The sequence below is a fragment of the Pseudomonas sp. IT-P4 genome (genome assembly GCF_949767755.1).
GTDB lineage: Bacteria > Pseudomonadota > Gammaproteobacteria > Pseudomonadales > Pseudomonadaceae > Aquipseudomonas > Aquipseudomonas monachiensis.
In genome coordinates this window covers 169,706-191,196 of record NZ_CATKPX010000078.1, presented here as the reverse complement: position 1 = coordinate 191,196, position 21,491 = coordinate 169,706, and the positions used below count along the sequence as shown (strand labels likewise).

The following is a 21,491-nucleotide window of genomic DNA, read 5'->3' as shown; positions in this document are numbered from 1 at the left end:
GGGAGTCGGGCATGGGCTGGGATCGGGAAACGCCGTTCATCATTGATCTGCAAGTGAGCGCCGAGGACATTGACGGGTTGGGGCATGCGAACAACGCGGTCTACGTGACCTGGCTCGAACGCTGTGCCTGGCGCCACTCCCAGCGCCTTGGCTTGGACCTGGTCGAATATCGGCGGCTGGACCGGGCCATGGCGGTGGTGCGACACGAGATCGATTACCTGGCGGCAGCCTATGAGGACGATGAGTTGCAATTGGCGACCTGGATCGTCGATTGGGATCAGCGCCTGAAAATGACCCGGCACTTCCAGTTGATCCGCCCCAGCGACAACACCACGTTATTGCGCGCGCAGACCACGTTTGTCTGCATCGAACTGTCCACCGGCAAACCCAAGCGCATGCCGACTGAATTCATCGAGGGCTATGGCCCGGCGATCCGGGCGCAGGAGTTGGTACAACCCTGACTTTCTGTGGGAGCGGCGGTGCGGCGGTCCGACTTGCTCGCTCCCACAATGGATCTGCGATGTTCTGCAGATTTTCTCTGAACCCAGTAAACTGCCGCACGTTTTTCCTCGAGTGTGTTTTTCATGCAAATTGCTTTGGCGCCCATGGAGGGGTTGGTCGACGACATCCTGCGCGATGTGCTGACCCGCGTGGGTGGTATTGACTGGTGCGTGACCGAGTTCATTCGGGTCAACGACCAGTTGCTGACACCTGCCTATTTCCACAAGTTCGGCCCGGAGTTGCTCAACGGTGCCCGGACGGCCTCCGGTGTGCCGCTGCGTGTGCAACTGCTCGGTTCCGACCCCGTGTGCCTGGCGGAAAATGCCGCGCTGGCCTGCGAGCTGGGTTCCGAAGTGATCGACCTGAACTTCGGTTGCCCGGCCAAGACGGTCAACAAATCCCGTGGTGGCGCGGTATTGCTCAAGGAACCCGAACTGCTCAACCAGATCGTCGAGCACGTCCGTCGTGCCGTCCCCGCGCACATTCCAGTCACCGCCAAGATGCGCCTGGGCTTCGACAGCCCGGACGGTTCGCTGGTGTGTGCCACGGCCCTGGCCGAAGGCGGCGCCGAACACATCGTGGTGCATGCGCGGACCAAGGTCGACGGCTACAAGCCGCCAGCGCACTGGGAATGGATTCCGCGGGTGCAGGACGTGGTCAAGGTGCCGGTGTTCGCCAATGGCGATATCTGGAGCGTCGAAGACTGGCGGCGCTGCCGCGAGATCAGCGGCGTGGAAGACATCATGCTCGGTCGCGGCCTGGTTTCGCGTCCGGATCTCGCCCGGCAGATCGCCGCGGCGCGGGCCGGTGAGGAGGTGGTCGAGATGACCTGGGCCGAGCTGCTGCCGCTGATCCAGGACTTCTGGCTGCAAGCCAAGGCGCAGATGACGCCACGCCAGTCGCCGGGTCGCCTGAAGCAATGGCTGGCGATGCTGACCCGCAATTATCCCGAGGCGGTGGAACTGTTCACCGTGCTGCGTCGTGAGACCGAGCTGGATAACGTCTCGCGTTTGCTGGGGCTGCCGGTGGCAGAGGCGGCCTGAAACTTTTTACAAAAAAAGCAGAAAATAATCTCTTGAAATGCAATCAGCGATCCCTATCTAAGGATTACGCGATGCCGAATTCGGGTCGCGGAGACAAAAAACCTTGCTGATTGTTTTCAGGAGATTTGCATCATGGCTACTACATTATCCCTGGCCCCACTGTTCCGTTCCTCGGTAGGTTTCGACCGTTTCAATGACCTGTTCGAGACCGCCCTGCGCAACGAACCAGGCAGCAGCTATCCACCCTATAACGTGGAGAAACACGGCGACGATCAATACCGCATCGTCATTGCCGCAGCCGGTTTCCAGGAAGAAGATCTGGAACTCGAAGTCGAGAAGGGTGTGCTGACCATCAGTGGCGGTAAACGCGACGCGAACGAAGACGTCACTTATCTGTATCAGGGCATTGCGCAACGTGCCTTCAAACTGTCCTTCCGTCTGGCGGACCACATCGAGATCAAGGCTGCCGGCCTGAGCAACGGTCTGTTGAGCATCGACCTGCTGCGGGTGATTCCGGAAGAGGCGAAAGCCAAGCGCATCCCGATCAACGGGACGCAAAAGCCGGCTCTGCAACACTGAGTCAGAGCAAGAAGAAGGGCGCCATTGGCGCCCTTTTTTGTGCACGTCACTTCAGCAGTTTTTGAAACTCCTCCAACGGCAACGGCTGGCTGTGCAAATACCCCTGATAGAAATGGCACTCCAGCCCCTGCAGGAACTCTAGCTGCTCCGCTGTTTCCACCCCTTCGGCAATTACTTTCAAATCCAGGCTGCGGGCCATGGCGACGATGGCGCGGATGATCTCGGCGTCGTTCGGGTCGCTGGTGGCGTCGCGGATGAACGACTTGTCGATTTTCAGGGTGTCGACCGGCAAGCGCTTGAGGTAGGTCAGTGAGGAGTAGCCGGTGCCGAAGTCGTCCATGGCGAAGCTCACGCCGAGTTTTTTCAGGCGACGCATTTTGTTGATGGTGTCTTCCAGGTTCTGGATCACGATGCCTTCGGTGATTTCCAGCTTCAACAGGGAGCAGGGCAGGCCGTAGCTGGCCAGGCTGTTTTCAATTCGTTCGACGAAGTCGTTCTGGCGGAACTGGCGCGGGCTGATGTTCACGCACAGGCTGAATTTGTACGGATTCACCAGACCGTTGTCGATCAATTGCTTGAAGGCCTGGCAGGCTTCGTCGAGGATCCAGTTGCCGACTTCCAGAATCAGCCCGCTGTCTTCCAGCACCTTGATGAACTCGTTGGGTGACTGCGCGCCGAGCTCCGGATGACTCCAGCGCACCAGCGCCTCGGCACCGACGATGCGGTCGCCCCGGGCGTCGACCTGGGGTTGGTAATGCACGCGAAACTCGCCCCGGGAAAGCGCCAGGCGCAGGTCGGTTTCCATGCGCAGGCGTTCGCTCGCGGCCTTCTGCATGGTGTTGTGGTACATCTGCGCGGTATTGCGCCCCGAGTCCTTGGCGCGATAGAGCGCGATGTCGGCGCGCTTGAGCAGGTCGGTCGGGGTCGAGCCGTGATCGGGGATCAGGGCAATGCCGATGCTGGGCGTCACTTGCAGGCGCTGGCCGTCGAGGAACATCGGCTCGGACAGCAGCTCGCGGATGGTGTCGGCCACTTCGCGAACCTGATCGCTGACCTCGCTGCGCGAGCCTTCGAGGCCGCTGAGCAGGACCACGAATTCGTCACCGCCCAGGCGCGCAACGGTGTCCTCCATGCGCACGCTGGCCTCCAGGCGCGCGGTGATGATTTTCAGCACCGTATCGCCCACCGGGTGCCCGAGGGAGTCGTTGATGTGCTTGAAATGGTCGAGGTCGAGGAACATCAGTGCGCCGCGCAGGTTATGCCGTTTGAGCAGGGCGATCTGCTGGCTCAGGCGGTCCATCAGCAAGGCGCGGTTGGGCAGGTTGGTCAGTGGGTCGTGGTAGGCCAGGTGGCGGATCTGCGCTTCGGCGTTTTTCAACAGGCTGACGTCTCGCGCGGTCAGCAGCAGGCAGGCGGTCTCATTGAGGGTGATCGGTTCCACCGAGACTTCGACGGTGAGCAGTTCGCCGCGCTTGTTGCGCCCGAGCATTTCCTGGTGATGAACCCGGCCCTTGATCTGCAATTCGGCCAGCAGCGCCGAGCGTTGTTTTTCTTCGGCCCAAATTCCGACCTGATACACCGTGCGGCCCACCACTTCCTCGGCGCGGTAGCCGGTCAGGCGGCAGAAGCCGTCGTTGACCTCCAGATAGCGCCCGGTGTCGCGCTCGGTGATGGTGATGGCGTCGGGGCTGGAGTGGAAGGCCTTGGCGAATTTCTCTTCACTGGCCTTGAGCGCCGCTTCCGAGCGCTGTTGCTGGGTGATGTCGCGCAGCGTGGTGACGATGCAGGGCTGGTCGCCGACGCTGATCTGGCGGCTGGAAATCACGCAAGTCAGGGCCTGTCCGTCCTTGTGCTGGACCAGAATGGCCACGTTGTTCAGGCCTTGTTCGCGGATCACTTGTTCGATCCGTCGCAGGCTTTTCGCCGAAGCGTCCCACAGGCCGATTTCGTCGGCGCTGCGGCCGATCACATCGGCGGTGCTCCAGCCGAAGGTCTGGGTGAAGCTGGAGTTGATCTCAATGAACTGGCCGGAATCCTGGTGGGTGACGCAGATCGGATCGGGGCTGACCTGGAACAGCGTGGCGAATTTTTCTTCGGAGGCCACCAGCCGTTGTTCACGCTCCACTTGGTCGGTGATGTCGAGCAATGTGCCCGCCATGCGCACCGGCACGCCGCTGTCATCACGGTAGAGGCGGGCACGGCTTTCCAGGTAGCGCGAACTGCCGTCGGGCAATTGCACGCGGTAGGTCAATTGATAGTTGCCGGCCGGGCCTTCACGCAGGCTGCGGTAAGCGTCGCGCATGGTGTCGCGTTCTTCGCCGGGCACGCCTTCGAAGAACTCGTCGAAGGACTCGTGGAAAGGTTTGGCGTCCAGGCCGTGCAGTTGGGCGGCCCGTGCCGATCCGTAGAGCATGCCGCTGGGAATGTGCCAGTCCCAGGTGCCCAGTTGCGCCGAGTCCAGGGCCAGGTCGAGGCGTTCCTGGCTGTCCTTGAGGGCTTGTTCGGCGACTTTGCGTTCGGTGGTGTCAAGGAAAGTGCTCAGTAGATAGGGCTGGCCTTCGAGCTCGACCTTTTGCGCACTGAGGATGCCGTCGTGGATCAGGCCATTGCTGGCGCGAAACTGCACTTCCATGCTGACCAGGTCGCCTTTGGCTTTGGTGGCCTTGACCAGTTCGTCCCGTTGCTCGGGGTGTACCCACAGGCCCAGCTCCAGGGTGGTGCGGCCGATTGCATTCTGTACCGGCCAGCCGAACAGGCTTTCGAAATACTGGTTGGCTTCGGTGATCAGGCCGTCTTCCTGGCGGGTCAGCAGGACCATGTTCGGGCACAGGTGGAACAGGGTGGCGAAGCGTTTTTCCGAGCTGCTCAACGCCTGTTCGCGCTGGCGCTGGTGGGTAATCTCGCGGATCACACCGATCATCCGTGGCCGGCCGTGCTTGTCGGGCAACAGGCTGCCGCTGATTTCCAGCCAGTGCAGGCTGCCATCGGGCCAGCGGATGCGGTGGTGCATCATTTGCTCCAGCGGCGCGCCAGCGATGACCGCGTGGAACGCGCGAACGGTTTTCGCGCGATCTTCCGGGGGCAGCAGGTCGAGGTATTCCAGATCCGCTGGCAACGGTTTGCGGGGGTCGAAGCCAAACAACGCCTGCGTACCCCGGGACCAGCTGATCTGCCCGCGCTCGATATCCCAATACCAGGCACCCAGGCGCGCGCCGTTGAGCGCGGCCAACAGTTGCGAGGCACTTTCCCAGCTCTGTTCGGAGTTTTTCGGGTCAAGTGCCTGTATACGCGGCATAGGCGGAATACGATCAACAGATTTGGGCATTGGCAAGCCTTAGGCTGAATGGGCGTTTGGCACGGGAATTCGCGGCTCTATAGGAGTAGCACAACTTAGCCTTGAGTCCCTGGCGGATCGAGTTGAGCATCCAGCAGCGCCATGAAGGCCCGCGCGGCGTTCGACAGTGTCCTTTCCGTGTGCAGGATATAGCCTAGCTGGCGAGTGAGTTGTATGCCCGGCAAAGGTATGCGCGCCACCTGCTCATCGAGCATGGTGCGCGGCAAAACGCTCCAGGCCAGGCCGATCGAGACCATCATCTTGATGGTTTCCAGGTAATTGGTACTCATGGCAATGTTGGGCGTCAGGCCCTGGGCTTCAAACAGCCGCTGCACAATGTGGTGGGTGAAGGTGTTGCCGCCGGGGAAGACCGCCGGGTGTCGGGCGATGTCCGCCAGGCTGACCTTGCCGTTATTGAGCAACGAATGCTCCGGGGCAACCACGAAATCCAGCGGGTCGTCCCACACCGGGGTGGCCTGGACCAGCGCATGGGGTTCCGGTGCCAGGGTAATGACCGCCAGTTCGGCGCGGCCATGGAGAATTTCCTCGTAGGCCACTTCCGAATCGAGGAACTGAATATCCAGCGCCACCTGTGGGTAGCGTCGGGTGAACTCCCTTAATAAGGGCGGCAAACGGTGCAGGCCGATGTGGTGACTGGTGGCCAGGGTCAGACGGCCGGTCACTTCGCCCGTGAGGTTGGTCAGGGCACGGCGCGTATCATCGAGGACATTGAGAATCTGGTAGGCCCGTGGCAGCAGGGCGCGCCCGGCCTCGGTCAGGCTCACTTCACGCCCCAAACGATCGAACAGGCGCACCTTCAATTGCTGCTCCAGCCCGGCGATGCGTTTGCTGATAGCAGGCTGGGTCAGGTGCAGTCGCTCGCCGGCGCCGGAGAAGCTTCCGGTCTCGGCGATGGCAATAAAAGCATTGAGGTTGGCCAGGTCCATGGTTGTATTCCAGTTGGTTATCCAAAGCATAAAAAATATGAATTTGAGTTATTTAATGTAACCCCATAGGATCAGCCTCACAAGCCAAAGGGTTATTGAGCACTTCAAGACCCGGGGCATAGAAACAAGCTGATGAGGAACCGTCTGATGGCCGGCAAAACGCTCTACGACAAGCTCTGGGATTCGCATTTGGTCAAGCAGCGCGACGATGGCTCCGCGCTGATCTACATCGATCGTCACATCATCCACGAAGTGACCTCGCCGCAAGCCTTCGAAGGCCTGCGTCTGGCCGGGCGCAAGCCATGGCGCATCGATGCCAACATCGCGACCCCGGACCACAACGTACCGACCACGCCGGAGCGCAAGGGCGGCATCGACGCCATCGTTGACCAGGTCTCGCGCCTGCAAGTCCAGACCCTCGACGACAACTGCGATGAATACGGCATCGTCGAGTTCAAGATGAACGACGTTCGCCAGGGCATCGTCCACGTCATCGGCCCGGAGCAGGGCGCGACCTTGCCGGGCATGACCGTGGTCTGCGGCGACTCCCACACCTCGACCCACGGCGCGTTCGGCGCATTGGCTCACGGTATCGGCACCTCCGAGGTCGAGCATGTGCTCGCCACCCAGTGCCTGGTCGCCAAGAAAATGAAGAACATGCGGGTAGTGGTCGAAGGCCAATTGCCGTTCGGCGTGACCGCCAAGGACATCGTGCTCGCCGTGATCGGCAAGATCGGCACCGCTGGCGGTAACGGCCATGCCATCGAATTCGCCGGCAGCGCGATTCGCGACCTGTCCGTTGAAGGCCGCATGACCATCTGCAACATGTCCATCGAAGCCGGCGCTCGCGTAGGCCTGGTGGCTGCGGACGAAAAGACCGTGGCTTACGTCAAGGGCCGTCCATTTGCTCCGAAAGGCGCGGAATGGGAACTGGCCGTTGAAGCCTGGAAAGACTTGGTGTCCGATGCCGATGCGGTGTTCGACACCGTGGTTGAGCTCGATGCGACCCAGATCAAGCCGCAAGTCAGCTGGGGCACCTCGCCTGAGATGGTGTTGGCGGTGGACCAGAACGTGCCGGATCCTGCGAAGGAAATGGACCTGGTCAAGCGCGGTTCCATCGAGCGCGCCTTGAAGTACATGGGTTTGACCGCCAACCAGGCGATCACCGACATTCAGCTCGACCGCGTGTTCATCGGTTCGTGCACCAACTCGCGGATCGAAGACCTGCGTGCCGCGGCGGTGATCGCCAAGGGCCGCAAAGTGGCCTCGACCATCAAGCAGGCCATCGTCGTGCCGGGCTCGGGTCTGGTCAAAGCCCAGGCGGAGTCGGAAGGCCTGGACAAGATTTTCCTCGAAGCCGGTTTCGAATGGCGCGAGCCGGGTTGCTCGATGTGCCTGGCGATGAACCCGGACCGTTTGGAGTCCGGCGAGCATTGCGCCTCGACCTCCAACCGTAACTTCGAAGGCCGTCAGGGCGCCGGTGGTCGTACCCACCTCGTCAGCCCGGCCATGGCCGCGGCCGCCGCTGTGAACGGTCGTTTCATCGACGTCCGTGAATTGATCTAAAGGAGCGCAGCATGAAAGCTTTTACCCAGCACACTGGTCTTGTCGCGCCTTTGGATCGTGCCAACGTCGACACCGACCAGATCATCCCGAAGCAGTTCTTGAAGTCGATCAAGCGCACGGGCTTTGGCCCGAACCTGTTCGATGAATGGCGCTACCTGGATGTGGGCCAACCTTACCAGGACAACTCCAAGCGTCCGCTGAACAAGGACTTCGTCCTCAACGCCGAACGTTACCAGGGCGCCAGCGTGTTGCTGGCCCGTGAGAACTTCGGTTGCGGCTCCAGCCGCGAGCACGCGCCGTGGGCCCTGGAAGAGTACGGTTTCCGCAGCATCATCGCGCCGAGCTATGCCGACATCTTCTTCAACAACAGCTTCAAGAACGGCTTGCTGCCGATCATCTTGAGCGATGCCGAAGTCGATGAACTGTTCCAGCAGGTCGAGGCCAATCCGGGCTACCAGTTGCAGGTCGACCTGCAAGCCCAGACCGTGACCCGCCCTGACGGCAAGGTGTTGAGCTTCGAAATCGATGCGTTCCGCAAACACTGCCTGCTCAACGGCCTGGACGATATCGGCCTGACCTTGCAGGACGGCGATGCGATTGCGACGTTTGAAGCCAGGCATCGTGCGAGCCAGCCTTGGTTGTTTCGCGACGCTTGATTGATCTGATATTTCGGTAGGTAGGGCCGGCCTCTTCGTCGGATCGCCGCCCGGAGCAAGCCCGCTCCCACATTGGATTTGTGGCGTATACAAAACCCCTGTGGGAGCGGGCTTGCTCGCGAAGACGGTAGCTCAGACGACATAAGGCTAAACCCCAAAAAGGAAGTCCCCATGACCAGCACCGCCCGACACACCCAGGTAGTCCAGAAGCAATTCGGTGAACAGGCCTCGGCCTACCTGAGCAGCGCCGTACACGCTCAAGGCACTGAATTCGCGCTGCTACAGGCCGAGCTGGCGGGGCAGGGCGATGCCCGGGTCCTGGACCTTGGGTGCGGTGCCGGTCACGTGAGTTTTCACGTAGCCTCATTGGTGAAAGAAGTGGTGGCCTACGACCTGTCCCGGCAGATGCTCGACGTGGTGACCGCTGCCGCTGTCGACCGTGGCTTGAGCAACGTGACCACGGTCAATGGTGCCGCTGAGCGCCTGCCGTTTGCCGATGGCGAATTCGATTTCGTCTTCAGCCGCTATTCGGCGCACCATTGGAGTGATCTGGGCGTGGCCCTGCGTGAGGTCCGTCGAGTCCTGAAGCCGGGCGGCGTGGCGGCGTTCGTCGACGTGTTGTCACCAGGTAGCCCGCTGTTCGACACGTACCTGCAAAGCGTCGAAGTGCTGCGCGACACCAGTCATGTGCGCGATTATTCCGCCGGCGAGTGGTTGCGCCAGGTCAGCGAGGCGGGGCTGCACACCCGCAGTACCACTCGTCAGCGCCTGCGCCTGGAGTACAACAGCTGGGTCGAGCGCATGCGCACGCCTGAAGTGATGCGCGCGGCGATCCGCGAGTTGCAGCAGTCGATGGGCAATGAAGTACGCGAATATTTCGAGATTGAGGCCGATGGTTCGTTCAGTACCGATGTACTGGTACTGATGGCTGAACGATAGAATTTTTCCGGGTGCGTCCATGGGCGCACCGACTGATGACATGAGGAAAGCATGAGCAAGCAGATTCTGATTCTCCCAGGTGACGGTATTGGCCCGGAAATCATGGCCGAAGCGGTCAAGGTGCTGGAATTGGCCAGCGACAAGTTCGCCCTGGGTTTCGAGCTCAGTCATGACGTGATCGGCGGCGCAGCCATCGACAAGCATGGCGTGCCCTTGGCCGACGAAACCCTGGAACGTGCCCGCGCGGCTGACGCCGTATTGCTGGGCGCCGTTGGCGGTCCGAAATGGGATGCGATTGAGCGTGATATCCGCCCTGAGCGCGGCCTGCTGAAGATCCGTGCGCAACTGGGCCTGTTCGGCAACCTGCGTCCGGCGATCCTGTACCCGCAATTGGCCGAGGCTTCCAGCCTGAAGCCGGAAATCGTTTCCGGGCTGGACATCCTGATCGTTCGCGAATTGACCGGCGGCATCTACTTCGGTGCGCCACGCGGTACCCGTACCCTGGAAAACGGCGAGCGTCAGTCCTATGACACCCTGCCGTACAGCGAAAGCGAAATCCGCCGCATCGCCCGTGTCGGTTTCGACATGGCCATGGTCCGTGGCAAGAAGCTGTGCTCGGTGGACAAGGCCAATGTACTGGCCTCCAGCCAACTGTGGCGTGAAGTGGTCGAACAAGTGGCCAAGGATTATCCTGAAGTCGAACTGAGCCACATGTACGTCGACAACGCCGCGATGCAGCTGGTGCGCGCACCGAAGCAGTTCGACGTGATCGTCACCGACAATATGTTTGGCGACATCCTGTCCGACCAGGCTTCGATGCTCACCGGTTCCATCGGCATGCTGCCGTCGGCGTCCCTGGACACCAACAACAAGGGCATGTATGAGCCGTGCCACGGTTCGGCGCCGGACATCGCGGGCAAGGGCATTGCCAACCCGTTGGCGACCATTTTGTCGGTGTCGATGATGTTGCGTTACAGCTTCAACCAGCAGGCCGCGGCCGATGCCATCGAGAAAGCCGTCAGCCTGGTGCTGGATCAGGGCTTGCGCACCGGTGACATCTGGTCGGCCGGTTGCACTAAAGTCGGTACGCAGGAAATGGGTGACGCAGTAGTCGCCGCGCTGCGGAATCTGTAATCTCTCGGGCCCGCTGCCAAATTCAAGACAAGGTAGCGGTCCACATTTCAAGAAGGTGTAGTTGCGATGAAACGTGTAGGTCTGATCGGTTGGCGCGGCATGGTCGGTTCCGTGCTCATGCAGCGGATGCTGGAAGAGCAGGATTTCGATCTTATCGAGCCGGTGTTTTTCACCACTTCCAATGTCGGTGGCCAAGGCCCGTCCGTGGGCAAGGACATTGCTCCGCTCAAGGACGCTTACAGCATTGAAGAGCTGAAAACCCTCGACGTGATTCTGACCTGCCAGGGTGGCGACTACACCAGCGAAGTCTTCCCCAAGCTGCGTGAAGCCGGCTGGCAGGGTTACTGGATCGATGCCGCTTCCAGCCTGCGCATGCAGGATGACGCGGTGATCGTTCTGGATCCGGTGAACCGCAAGGTCATCGACCAGCAGCTGGATGCGGGCACCAAGAACTACATCGGCGGCAACTGCACCGTCAGCCTGATGCTGATGGGCCTTGGTGGCCTGTTCGAGGCTGGCCTGGTGGAGTGGATGAGCGCCATGACCTATCAGGCGGCATCCGGTGCCGGCGCGCAGAACATGCGTGAACTGATCAAGCAAATGGGCGCGACCCACGCCGCTGTTGCCGATCAACTGGCCGATCCGGCCAGCGCGATCCTCGACATCGACCGTCGTGTGGCTGAAGCCATGCGCAGTGACGCGTACCCGACCGAAAACTTCGGTGTACCGCTGGCCGGCAGCCTGATCCCATGGATCGACAAGGAACTGCCGAACGGTCAGAGCCGCGAAGAGTGGAAGGCCCAGGCCGAGACCAACAAGATCCTCGGTCGCTTCAAGAGCCCGATCCCGGTCGATGGCATCTGCGTGCGCATCGGCGCCATGCGCTGCCACAGCCAGGCGCTGACCATCAAGTTGAACAAAGACGTACCGATCGCTGATATCGAAGGACTGATCAGCCAGCACAACCCTTGGGTCAAGCTGGTGCCGAACAGCCGCGAAACCAGCATTCAGGAGCTGAGCCCGAACAAGGTCACCGGCACCCTGAACATCCCGGTTGGCCGTCTGCGCAAGCTGAACATGGGTTCGCAATTTGTCGGCGCGTTCACCGTCGGCGACCAGTTGCTGTGGGGCGCGGCCGAACCGCTGCGCCGCATGCTGCGGATCCTGCTCGAGCGTTGATCGGTTGATGCAATGAAAGAACCCGCGCCTTGAAAGAGGTGCGGGTTTTTTTATTGGCCGTTAAAAGATCGCAGCCTTCGGCAGCTCCTACAGGTGCTCGCATTCCTTTGTAGGAGCTGCCGAAGGCTGCGATCTTTTGTTCTAAATTGCCGAACCGCCAACCACCCGGTAAAGTGCCGCTCCCCCCGTTTCGCCAGAGGTAAAACCCATGAGCCAGACCATTGATATTGCCGTGATCGGCGCCACCGGTACTGTCGGCGAAACACTCGTGCAGATTCTCGAAGAGCGCGATTTCCCGATCGGCACCCTGCACCTGTTGGCCAGCAGCGAATCGGCCGGCAGTTCGCTACCCTATCGCGGCAAGAACGTGCGGGTACGGGAAGTCGATGAGTTCGACTTCAGCAAGGTGCAATTAGCATTCTTTGCCGCCGGCCCGGCGGTTTCGTTGAGTTTCGCTTCCCGCGCCAGCGATGCCGGTTGCTCGCTGATCGATCTCTCCGGTGCCTTGCCGGCCGAAAAGGCGCCGCAGGTCGTGCCAGAGGCCAACGCCCAGGTGTTGGCCGGTTTGAAAAAGCCCTTTCAGGTCAGCAGCCCAAGCCCGTCGGCCACCACGCTGGCAGTGGTGCTCGCGCCACTGATGGATTTGCTCGATTTGCAGCGCATCAGCCTGACCGCGAGCCTTGCGGTATCGGCCCAGGGCCGTGAAGCCGTGAGCGAGCTCGCCCGGCAGACCGCTGAACTGCTGAATGTGCGGCCGCTGGAGCCGAAATTCTTTGATCGGCAGATGGCCTTCAACCTGTTGGCCCAGGTCGGTAAGCCGGATGAGCAAGGTCATACGTTGCTGGAAAAACGCCTGGTACGTGAGCTGCGTCAGGTCATGGCGCAGCCTTCATTGAAGATTTCCGTCACTTGCATTCAAGCCCCGGTGTTTTTTGGCGATAGCTATAGCGTGACCCTGCAGTCCGCGAGTGAAATCGACCTGGGGAAAGTCAATGTGGCCCTGGAAGATGCGCCCGGCATCGAGCTGGTGGAAGCCGGCGATTACCCGACCCCGGTGGGCGATGCAGTAGGGCAGGATGTGGTCTACGTTGGTCGGGTTCGTCATGGTATTGACGACACGTCGGAACTTAATCTGTGGCTGACGTCAGATAACGTACGCAAAGGCGCGGCGCTCAACGCTGTGCAACTGGCCGAGTTGTTGATTAAAGACCTGCTGTAAAAGATACTTTGCAACAATTTGTCGAATGATTCCCCGCGAGCCTATGCTTGCCGGAGTACTGAAGGCAGAGCCACTCTGCGGGGCTTTGCCGGGCATCAATGAAATGATCGCGCGCGACGACCCTCGCCGTTGCGCGCAATGCCTTACGGCAGCGACTATCAATACCTTCTCGCTGGCCGAGGAATGTTCAAACTAAGGATGAGCTAATGGTTCAAGTTCGCAAACTGGTGTTAGCAATAGCGGCCGCCTCGGCGCTGTCCTCCGGTATGGCGCATGCCCTCGGGCTCGGGGAGTTGACCCTGAAATCGACGCTCAACCAGCCGTTGGTGGCAGAAATCGAGCTGCTCGATGTCAAGGATCTCACCGCTGCCGAAGTGGTGCCGAGCCTGGCTTCACCAGATGATTTCGCCAAGGCCGGTGTCGACCGCCAGGCATTTCTCAACGACTTGACCTTCACCCCGGTGCTCAACGCCAGCGGCAAAAGCATCCTGCGCGTGACCTCCAGCAAGCCTCTGTCCGAACCTATGGTGAAGTTCCTGGTTCAGGTCATGTGGCCGAACGGCCGTTTGCTGCGCGACTACAGTGTGCTGCTCGATCCGTCCAAGTTCTCGCCGCAAACCGCTGAAGCGGCTGCGCAGCCGACGTCAACGGTTGCTGCGCCCGTCACCGGTGCGACCAAGCCGTCGCAATACACCACCACGCCGCGCGATACCCTGTGGGAAATCGCCGCGAAGGCGCGTAATGGCGGTTCGATCCAGCAAACCATGCTGGCCATCCAGGCGTTGAACCCGGATGCCTTTATCGACGGCAACATCAACCGCCTGAAAACCGGCCAGGTGCTGCGCATGCCGGACCAGGCACAGAGCGCGGGCCTGCCGCAAGCCAAGGCCATTGCTGAAGTGGCCGCGCAGAACAAGGCCTGGCGCCAGGGCCGCCGCTATGTGGCGAAACCCGGGGCAGGGCAGCAACAGCTCGACGCCACCAATCGCGCTCGCACCGAGGGTGCTCCGGCGCAGTCGGCCACCGACAAGCTGAGCCTGGTGTCTGCAGAATCCGGCAAGAACCCTGGTAAAGGGGCGGCGGGAGATGCCAAGGCCCTCAGCAACAAGCTGGCGGTGACCCAGGAAAGCCTCGACACCAGTCGTCGTGATAACGCCGAACTGAAAAGCCGCATGGCCGACCTGCAAAGCCAGGTGGACAAGCTGCAACGCTTGATCGAGCTGAAGAACAATCAATTGGCCAAGTTGCAAACCGAAGGTGCTGCGACTGCACCAGCGGCTGCGACCGCGCCGGCAATGTCGGCCGAGCTGGCTGCCAACCCGGCCACGGCACCTGCTCCGGCTGAAACTGCACCGGTTGCGCCTGTGCCCGAGGCAACTCCGGCGCCGACCGAGAAGCCTGTCGAGGCGGCACCGGCGGCATCCGACGATCAGAAATTCAATGAATTGCTGACCAATCCGGTGCTGCTGGGCCTGGTCGGTGGCGGTGCGGTGATTCTGCTGCTCCTGCTGCTGTTGCTGGCGCGTCGCCGCAAAGCCCAGCAAGAAGCCGAAAAACATCTGCGCATGGCCCGTGCCCTGGCCGAAGAACAGCCGTTCTCGGCCGATCTCGACTTGCCGGAAAGCAGCTTCGATGGCCTGGAAGTTCCGCCGCCGAGCGTGAAGCTGGCGACTGCTCCGACGCCAGCTCCCGCGCCCGCGCCGGTGATTGCACCGGTGGTGATGACCACGCCGATCGCCGCGCCTTTGGTGGCGCCGGCTGCCGAACGTTCCAGCGACGTGCTGGGCCAGGCTCAGTCGCACATCAATGCCGGTCGCCTGAACCAGGCTGCCGCGTTGCTGGAGGACGGCGTCAAGCAAGAGCCCAAGCGCAGCGACTTGCGCCTGAAGCTGATGGAAGTCTATGGCCAGCAAGGCGACCGCGATGCGTTCGTCGGCCAGGAGCGTCAGTTGGTGGCCAATGGCGACAACTTCGCCCAGGTTGAAAAGCTCAAAAGCCGCTTCCCGGCCATGGCGCTGGTGGCTGCCGGTGGCATCGCCGCAGCCGCCGTTGCTGCGGAGCTGGACGCGCAATACGTCAAGGACCTGTTGCTTGATGAGCCGCAAGCACCGGTGTCAGAGCCAGAGCCAACGCCGTTCGAAGATGACCTCGACAGCGCCTTCGACCTGAGCCTGGATGATCTGGACGCGACGCCTGTGCCTGCACCGGAGCCTGAGGTGGCAGCACCAGCGGACCTGGACGAGTTCCCGCTGGACGACGATCTGAGTTTTGAGTCGGTGTTGCAGCAGCAGACTGAAATCAAGGAAAACCTCGACGATCTGTCGGACTTCGACCTCGACCTGGATCTCGGTGCGCAACCGTCGCCGGCGATGCTGGCAGAAGACGATTTCCTGCTGGATCTGGATGAGGGTGTGAAGGATTTTCCGGTTGCCGAAACCCCGGCTGTTCCTGAGGTCGCGCTGGATGACCTGGAATTGCCGGCCGATTTCGATCTGTCGCTGGCCGACGAACTGGACGAACTGGGCACGCCGGATGCGTTCGCGGCAGAGCTGGATGATGTCAACGCCGAGCTTGAGAGCCTGTCCAACAGCATCGGCGAGCCGACCTTTACCGAAGCGGATGCCGCACTGGATAGCGATGATGACTTCGACTTCCTCTCCGGCACCGACGAAGCCGCTACCAAGCTCGATCTGGCTCAGGCCTATATCGACATGGGCGACAGCGACGGTGCTCGCGACATCCTCAATGAGGTGGTAAGCGAAGGCAATGCCGAGCAGAAGAGTGAAGCCGAGGAAATGCTTTCGCGCCTGGCTTGAGTGATCGGCAGGTTGTAAAAAAAGCGGCAGCCCATTGAGGCTGCCGTTTTTGTTTGACCGATGAGTTGATGTCGTTTGCTGTGGCGCCTTCGCGGGCAAGCCCCACAGGTTTTGTGAACGCCACAGAACCCTGTGGGAGCGGGCTTGCCCGCGAAGGCGTCGGAACAGTCAATGGAGATCCCTCTGGCATCCCCGCCCGGCGGCCTTATAATGCCCGCCTTTGGTACATCATCAGGCTGTCCCTCCTTGGCAAATATAGATAACCCGGCCGCCGAAATGGCAGCCGACGGCTTTTTCCGGATCGCGCTGGGCGTCGAATACAAAGGCTCGCGCTACCGCGGCTGGCAACGCCAGGCGTCCGGGGTGCTTACCGTGCAGGAAACCCTCGAAAACGCCTTGTCCAAAGTCGCCGACTCACCCGTTTCGCTGATGTGCGCCGGGCGTACCGACGCCGGGGTGCATGCCTGCGGGCAGGTGGTGCATTTCGATACCCGGGTCGAGCGTTCGATGAAGGCCTGGACCATGGGCGCCAACATCAACCTGCCCCACGATGTCAGTGTCAGTTGGGCCAAGGTCATGCCGGCGCACTTCCATGCGCGGTTCAAGGCCATTGCCCGGCGTTATCGCTACGTGATCTACAACGATCAGATTCGCCCGGCGCACCTGAACGAAGAAGTGACCTGGAACCACCGTCCGCTGGACGTCGAACGCATGGCCGAGGCCGCCCAGTACCTGCTCGGCACCCATGATTTCAGCGCTTTTCGCGCCGGCCAGTGCCAGGCCAAGTCGCCGATCAAGGAACTGCACCACCTGCGCGTCACCCGTCACGGCAAGATGATCGTGCTGGATATTCGCGCCAGCGCGTTCTTGCATCACATGGTGCGCAACATTGCCGGCGTGCTGATGACCATTGGCGCTGGAGAACGCCCCGTGGAGTGGATGAAAGAGGTGCTGGAGAGCCGGATTCGACGGACCGGTGGCGTGACCGCGCATCCATTCGGTTTGTATCTGGTGCAGGTCGAGTACCGTGACGAGTTCGAGTTGCCCGAGCGTTACATTGGTCCACACTTTCTGACCGGCTTCTCGGAACTTGGCGGCTGACGCCCTCGAATGCTTTTGTTACCATCCGGGACTTTCCCGGATTTGTCTTGGAGTTGTGTCGACATGTCAGCCGTTCGCAGCAAGATCTGTGGGATTACCCGCATAGAGGATGCGCTGGCAGCCGTCGAGGCCGGGGCGGACGCCATCGGATTCGTGTTCTACGCCAAAAGCCCCCGTGCGGTGACGTTCCAGCAGGCGCGCTCGATCATCAAGGCGCTGCCGCCGTTCGTGACCACCGTGGGCTTGTTCGTCAATGCAAGCCGGTGCGAATTGGGCGAGCTGCTCGACGCGGTGCCCCTGGACCTGCTGCAATTTCACGGCGATGAATGCGTGGCCGAGTGCGAAGGCTGGCACCGCCCGTACATCAAGGCGCTGCGGGTCAAGGCGGGTGATGACATCGCCGCGGCCTGCGATGCTTATGCCAGTGCCAGCGGAATTCTGCTCGACACCTATGTCGAAGGCGTTCCCGGAGGAACCGGCGAGGCATTTGACTGGTCATTGATACCGCAAGGCTTGAGCAAGCCGATCATTCTGGCGGGTGGTCTGACGCCGGATAACGTCGCCGAAGCGATTGCGCGCGTGCGGCCTTATGCCGTGGATGTCAGCGGCGGGGTAGAGGCGAGCAAGGGCATCAAGGATCACGCAAAGATCCAGGCATTTATCAAAGCGGTACGCGGTAGCACCTGTTGATGTGACGGCTGGCAGACTGCCGCCGTCCACTGCACTGTACAAAGCGGATGCACTGCACACAGCAGGCAGATCCGAGGGTTTTTGGTTGCACGCAGGTCATGTTTCGCGCTGACCGTGGCAGTCCATCGACCCTCTTCGCACACATGAATTTAGCGCTAGGGCATACACGGGGCCGCGAACCAGAGCGTTCGGGCCGCCGGTACTGGAGAAAGAAAGCATGAGCAACTGGTTAGTAGACAAACTGATCCCTTCGATCATGCGTTCCGAGGTCAAGAAGAGCTCGGTGCCTGAAGGTCTTTGGCACAAATGCCCGTCTTGCGAGGCTGTGCTGTATCGTCCGGAGCTGGAAAAGACCCTGGACGTTTGCCCCAAGTGCAACCATCACATGCGTATCGGCGCCCGTGCCCGTATCGACATCTTCCTCGATGTTGAAGGCCGTGCCGAGCTGGGTGCGGACCTTGAGCCGGTTGACCGTCTGAAATTCCGCGACGGCAAGAAATACAAGGACCGCCTGACCGCTGCACAAAAGCAGACCGGCGAAAAAGATGCGCTGGTTTCCATGAGCGGTACTTTGCTGGGCATGCCGGTGGTGGTTTCTGCGTTCGAGTTTTCCTTCATGGGCGGTTCGATGGGCGCCATCGTCGGCGAGCGTTTCGTGCGCGCCGCCAACTACGCCCTGGAAAAACGTTGCCCGATGATCTGCTTCGCCGCTTCCGGCGGTGCGCGGATGCAGGAAGCGCTGATTTCCCTGATGCAGATGGCCAAGACCTCCGCGGTGCTGGCTCGTCTTCGCGAAGAAGGCATCCCGTTCATCTCCGTGTTGACCGATCCGGTCTACGGCGGCGTTTCCGCCAGTCTGGCGATGCTGGGCGACGTGATTGTCGGCGAGCCGAAGGCATTGATCGGTTTTGCCGGTCCGCGCGTGATCGAGCAGACCGTGCGTGAAAAACTGCCGGAAGGCTTCCAGCGCAGCGAGTTCCTGCTGGAGCACGGCGCCATCGACATGATCATCGACCGTCAGGAACTGCGTCCGCGCCTGGGCAACCTGCTGGCGCAAATGATGGGGCTGCCGACGCCGAAGTTCGTGGCTACACCCATCGAGCCGATCGTGGTTCCACCGGTACCTGCCAACCTATGACCCAACGTACCCTTGGCGAATGGCTCGCCTACCTTGAACAGTTGCACCCTTCGGCCATCGACATGGGCCTGGAGCGGTCGCAGCAGGTAGCGTCCCGCATGGGATTGGGCAAGCCGGCGCCTCGGGTGATCACGGTCACCGGGACCAACGGCAAGGGTTCCACCTGTGCGTTCGTGGCGTCCTTGCTGCGGGCCCAGGGCTTGAAAGTGGGGGTCTACAACTCCCCGCACCTGCTGCGGTACAACGAGCGGGTAACGGTCAATGGCATCGAAGCCACGGACACCGAGCTGTGCGAAGCCTTTGCCGCGGTAGAGGCCGGGCGCGGCGACACTTCCCTGACCTACTTCGAAATGGGCACCCTGGCGGCATTCTGGCTATTCCAGCGCTCCGGGCTCGATGCAGTGGTGCTGGAAGTCGGACTGGGCGGTCGTCTGGATACGGTCAACGTGGTGGATGCCGACATGGCGCTGGTCACCAGTATCGGCGTCGATCATGCGGATTACCTGGGTGATACCCGGGAGTCCGTGGCCTTCGAGAAGGCCGGTATTTTCCGTCAGGGCGCGCCTGCGCTCTGCGGCGATCTGAATCCTCCACAACCTCTGCTGGACAAGGCGCGCGAGCTCAATTGCCCGTTTTTCCTGCGGGGGCGCGATTTTGACCTCGGTGTGACCGATCACAACTGGCAGTGGCGCGGTGTCGATGGGCAAGGGCGCGCGGTTGAACTGCGCGACCTGCCACTGCTCGATCTGCCGATGGAAAACGCTGCGCTGGCGTTGCAGGCGTTCCTGCTGCTCGGCTTGCCTTGGGTGGATGCGCAGATTATCGAGGCGCTGCGGGCAACGAAGGTGGTCGGTCGTCTGGATCGCCGTGAGTTCGAGTGGCAAGGCAAGCGCTTGAATCTATTGCTGGATGTGGGGCATAACCCCCATGCGGCGGAGTATCTGGCTCGTCGCCTGGCCAGTCGCCCGCCGGTCGGCAAGCGTCTGGCGGTGTTCGGGCTGCTGGCGGACAAAGACCTGGGTGGTGTTGTCGGCGAATTGAGTGCTAGTGTCCAGCACTGGGCCGTTGCACCGCTGGATTCGCCTCGGGCGCGTCCGGTTGCGGATCTGCACGCCGCGCTGCAAGGTCTTGGTGCGTCGGTCACGTCATACGGCAGCGTCGCGGCCGCCCTGGAAGGGCAGTGCGCGCAGGCCACGAACGACGACGAAATCCTGTTGTTCGGATCATTTTATTGTGTCGCCGAGGCCCTTGAATGGCTGGCCCGGCGCTCCACGGAGGAAGCGGCAAATGGCATTGCTGGATAAGGCATACAAACAGCGCATGGTTGGCGCCCTGGTGTTGGTCGCGCTGGCGGTGATTTTTCTGCCGATGCTGTTTTCCCGCCAGGACGAACAACGCCAGGTGACGGTCGAAGCGCCTGCGGCTCCGCAGGCGCCGGCGATGCCCCAGGTGCAGGTCGAGCCCGTGGTGGTGCCTGAGCCGCAATCTTTACCTCAGGAGCCCGTGCCGAGCGATGACGAAATCGCCCAGCAGGAATCGGCGGTGCCAGTTGTTCCGGTCGCTCCAGCGCCAGCAGCGCCAGCAGCCAAGCCGGCTGTGCTCGCGCCGGTCCCGGCATTGGCGGCCAAGCCTGCAACAGCGCCGGCCCAGCCGATCACCGCGGCACCGGGCAAGCCGGACACCACGCAAAGCCGTATCGATGCCAATGGCTTGTCCGTCAGTTGGTCGGTGCAACTGGCCAGCCTGTCGAACCGTGAAAGCGCAGAGAAACTTCAGAAAACCCTGCGCAGCCAAGGCTACAACGCCTACATCCGTACCGCCGACGGCAAAAACCGGGTGTTTGTCGGGCCGTTGATCGAACGCGCTGAAGCCGATCGGCTGCGTGACTTGCTGAACCGCCAGCAGAACCTCAAGGGGTTTGTGGTGCGCTTTCAGCCGGAACGTGGCTAAAACTATCGCCTCGATATGAAATGCACTGACAATCGCAGCTTACCGATAAGCATGGGCTCTGCTAAAATGCGCCGCCTTATCCGTCTGTAGGCTGCACTGTGCCATTTACCTGGGTTGACTGGGCGATCGTAGCAATCGTCGCCATCTCCGCATTGATCAGTCTGAGCCGCGGCTTCGTCAAAGAAGCTCTGTCGCTGCTGACCTGGATCATCGCAGGAGTCGTAGCCTGGATGTTCGGTGGCTCACTGTCCGAGTACCTCGGCGGGTACATTCAAACGCCATCGGCACGTATAATCACGGGCTGTGCCATCATGTTTGTCGCCACTTTAATCGTAGGCGCAATGATCAATTATCTTATCGGCGAACTGGTTCGCGTCACCGGGCTCTCCGGGACCGACCGATTCCTCGGCATGGCCTTCGGCGCCGCGCGTGGCGGGTTGCTGGTGGTCATCGCCGTCGGGCTGTTGAGCCTGGGGCCGGTACAGCAGGACGGGTGGTGGAAAGAGTCACAGCTCGTGCCAAAATTTCTATTGGTTGCAGACTGGTCCAAAAACCTGATCCTCGGGTGGAGCAGTCAGTGGCTTGCCAGCGGAATCAGCGTACCCGCTGATATTCCGTTCAAGGAGCAACTCTTGCCGACGGCCAAAACGCCTCAGTGAGTAGTGCTCAGTTCAGATCCATTAAGTAGGGGTTGCGTCG

At 61.1% G+C, this 21,491-nt stretch carries 18 protein-coding genes; 16 read left to right on the top strand and 2 right to left on the bottom strand.

Annotated elements, in window-relative coordinates:
* The first annotated feature begins 11 nt into the window (after positions 1–11).
* From ACM6IT_RS25520 to ACM6IT_RS25510, 3 genes are all read left to right on the top strand, one after another.
* Positions 12–461, top strand: coding sequence for an acyl-CoA thioesterase (locus ACM6IT_RS25520; RefSeq protein ID WP_056722156.1), 450 nt, complete (start codon positions 12–14; stop codon positions 459–461).
* Positions 462–584: 123 nt separating this feature from the next.
* The gene (locus ACM6IT_RS25515) at positions 585–1,544 is read left to right on the top strand and encodes a tRNA dihydrouridine synthase (RefSeq protein ID WP_008050845.1); all 960 of its coding nucleotides are present in this window, start codon (positions 585–587) and stop codon (positions 1,542–1,544) included.
* Positions 1,545–1,676: 132 nt separating this feature from the next.
* On the top strand, positions 1,677–2,123 hold the full coding sequence (locus tag ACM6IT_RS25510; RefSeq protein WP_057715580.1) for an Hsp20 family protein: 447 nt from the start codon (positions 1,677–1,679) through the stop codon (positions 2,121–2,123).
* A gap of 46 nt (positions 2,124–2,169) precedes the next feature.
* On the opposite strand, the gene ACM6IT_RS25505 is transcribed toward ACM6IT_RS25510, so the two are convergent.
* Positions 2,170–5,448 (bottom strand): EAL and GGDEF domain-containing protein, encoded by a 3,279-nt coding sequence (locus tag ACM6IT_RS25505; protein WP_414918941.1) that lies wholly within the window; start codon positions 5,446–5,448, stop codon positions 2,170–2,172.
* Positions 5,449–5,513: 65 nt separating this feature from the next.
* Entirely contained in the window at positions 5,514–6,404 is an 891-nt protein-coding gene (locus ACM6IT_RS25500) for a LysR family transcriptional regulator (protein WP_056722165.1), read from the bottom strand.
* A 147-nt stretch (positions 6,405–6,551) separates the two neighbouring features.
* Here ACM6IT_RS25500 and leuC point away from each other — a divergent pair, with 147 nt between their 5' ends.
* From leuC to ACM6IT_RS25435, 13 genes are all read left to right on the top strand, one after another.
* Positions 6,552–7,970 carry a 3-isopropylmalate dehydratase large subunit gene (gene leuC / locus ACM6IT_RS25495; RefSeq protein ID WP_056722167.1) on the top strand — a complete coding sequence of 473 codons (1,419 nt, stop codon included), beginning with the start codon at positions 6,552–6,554 and terminating at the stop codon, positions 7,968–7,970.
* An 11-nt stretch (positions 7,971–7,981) separates the two neighbouring features.
* Positions 7,982–8,626 carry a 3-isopropylmalate dehydratase small subunit gene (gene leuD, locus ACM6IT_RS25490; protein ID WP_056722170.1) on the top strand — a complete coding sequence of 215 codons (645 nt, stop codon included), beginning with the start codon at positions 7,982–7,984 and terminating at the stop codon, positions 8,624–8,626.
* A gap of 171 nt (positions 8,627–8,797) precedes the next feature.
* Positions 8,798–9,565, top strand: a complete 768-nt coding sequence (locus tag ACM6IT_RS25485) for a class I SAM-dependent methyltransferase (protein ID WP_414914742.1) — start codon at positions 8,798–8,800, stop codon at positions 9,563–9,565.
* 51 nt (positions 9,566–9,616) lie between these two features.
* Complete coding sequence (gene leuB, locus ACM6IT_RS25480; RefSeq protein ID WP_056722174.1) at positions 9,617–10,699, top strand: 3-isopropylmalate dehydrogenase; 1,083 nt, start codon at positions 9,617–9,619, stop codon at positions 10,697–10,699.
* 66 nt (positions 10,700–10,765) lie between these two features.
* Positions 10,766–11,878 (top strand): aspartate-semialdehyde dehydrogenase, encoded by a 1,113-nt coding sequence (gene asd, locus ACM6IT_RS25475; protein WP_007975660.1) that lies wholly within the window; start codon positions 10,766–10,768, stop codon positions 11,876–11,878.
* A 208-nt stretch (positions 11,879–12,086) separates the two neighbouring features.
* Positions 12,087–13,097 (top strand): aspartate-semialdehyde dehydrogenase, encoded by a 1,011-nt coding sequence (locus tag ACM6IT_RS25470; protein ID WP_414918940.1) that lies wholly within the window; start codon positions 12,087–12,089, stop codon positions 13,095–13,097.
* A gap of 206 nt (positions 13,098–13,303) precedes the next feature.
* The gene (locus tag ACM6IT_RS25465; protein ID WP_414918939.1) at positions 13,304–15,913 is read left to right on the top strand and encodes a FimV/HubP family polar landmark protein; all 2,610 of its coding nucleotides are present in this window, start codon (positions 13,304–13,306) and stop codon (positions 15,911–15,913) included.
* 276 nt (positions 15,914–16,189) lie between these two features.
* Positions 16,190–17,014: a tRNA pseudouridine(38-40) synthase TruA gene (truA, locus tag ACM6IT_RS25460; protein ID WP_056722181.1), complete on the top strand. Its 825-nt coding sequence runs from the start codon at positions 16,190–16,192 to the stop codon at positions 17,012–17,014.
* Positions 17,015–17,077: 63 nt separating this feature from the next.
* Positions 17,078–17,704 (top strand): phosphoribosylanthranilate isomerase, encoded by a 627-nt coding sequence (locus tag ACM6IT_RS25455; protein ID WP_414918938.1) that lies wholly within the window; start codon positions 17,078–17,080, stop codon positions 17,702–17,704.
* Between the two features lie 217 nt (positions 17,705–17,921).
* Positions 17,922–18,842, top strand: a complete 921-nt coding sequence (gene accD / locus ACM6IT_RS25450) for an acetyl-CoA carboxylase, carboxyltransferase subunit beta (RefSeq protein ID WP_056722184.1) — start codon at positions 17,922–17,924, stop codon at positions 18,840–18,842.
* Positions 18,839–20,146, top strand: coding sequence for a bifunctional tetrahydrofolate synthase/dihydrofolate synthase (folC, locus tag ACM6IT_RS25445; RefSeq protein WP_056722185.1), 1,308 nt, complete (start codon positions 18,839–18,841; stop codon positions 20,144–20,146). The genes accD and folC overlap by 4 nt, the downstream gene beginning before the upstream one ends.
* Positions 20,130–20,792, top strand: a complete 663-nt coding sequence (locus tag ACM6IT_RS25440) for an SPOR domain-containing protein (protein WP_414918937.1) — start codon at positions 20,130–20,132, stop codon at positions 20,790–20,792. Before folC ends, ACM6IT_RS25440 begins: the two co-directional genes overlap by 17 nt.
* Before the next feature lie 98 nt (positions 20,793–20,890).
* A complete protein-coding gene (locus ACM6IT_RS25435) occupies positions 20,891–21,451 on the top strand; it encodes a CvpA family protein (RefSeq protein ID WP_056722189.1) in 561 nt (186 codons plus the stop codon).
* Positions 21,452–21,491: the final 40 nt, after the last annotated feature.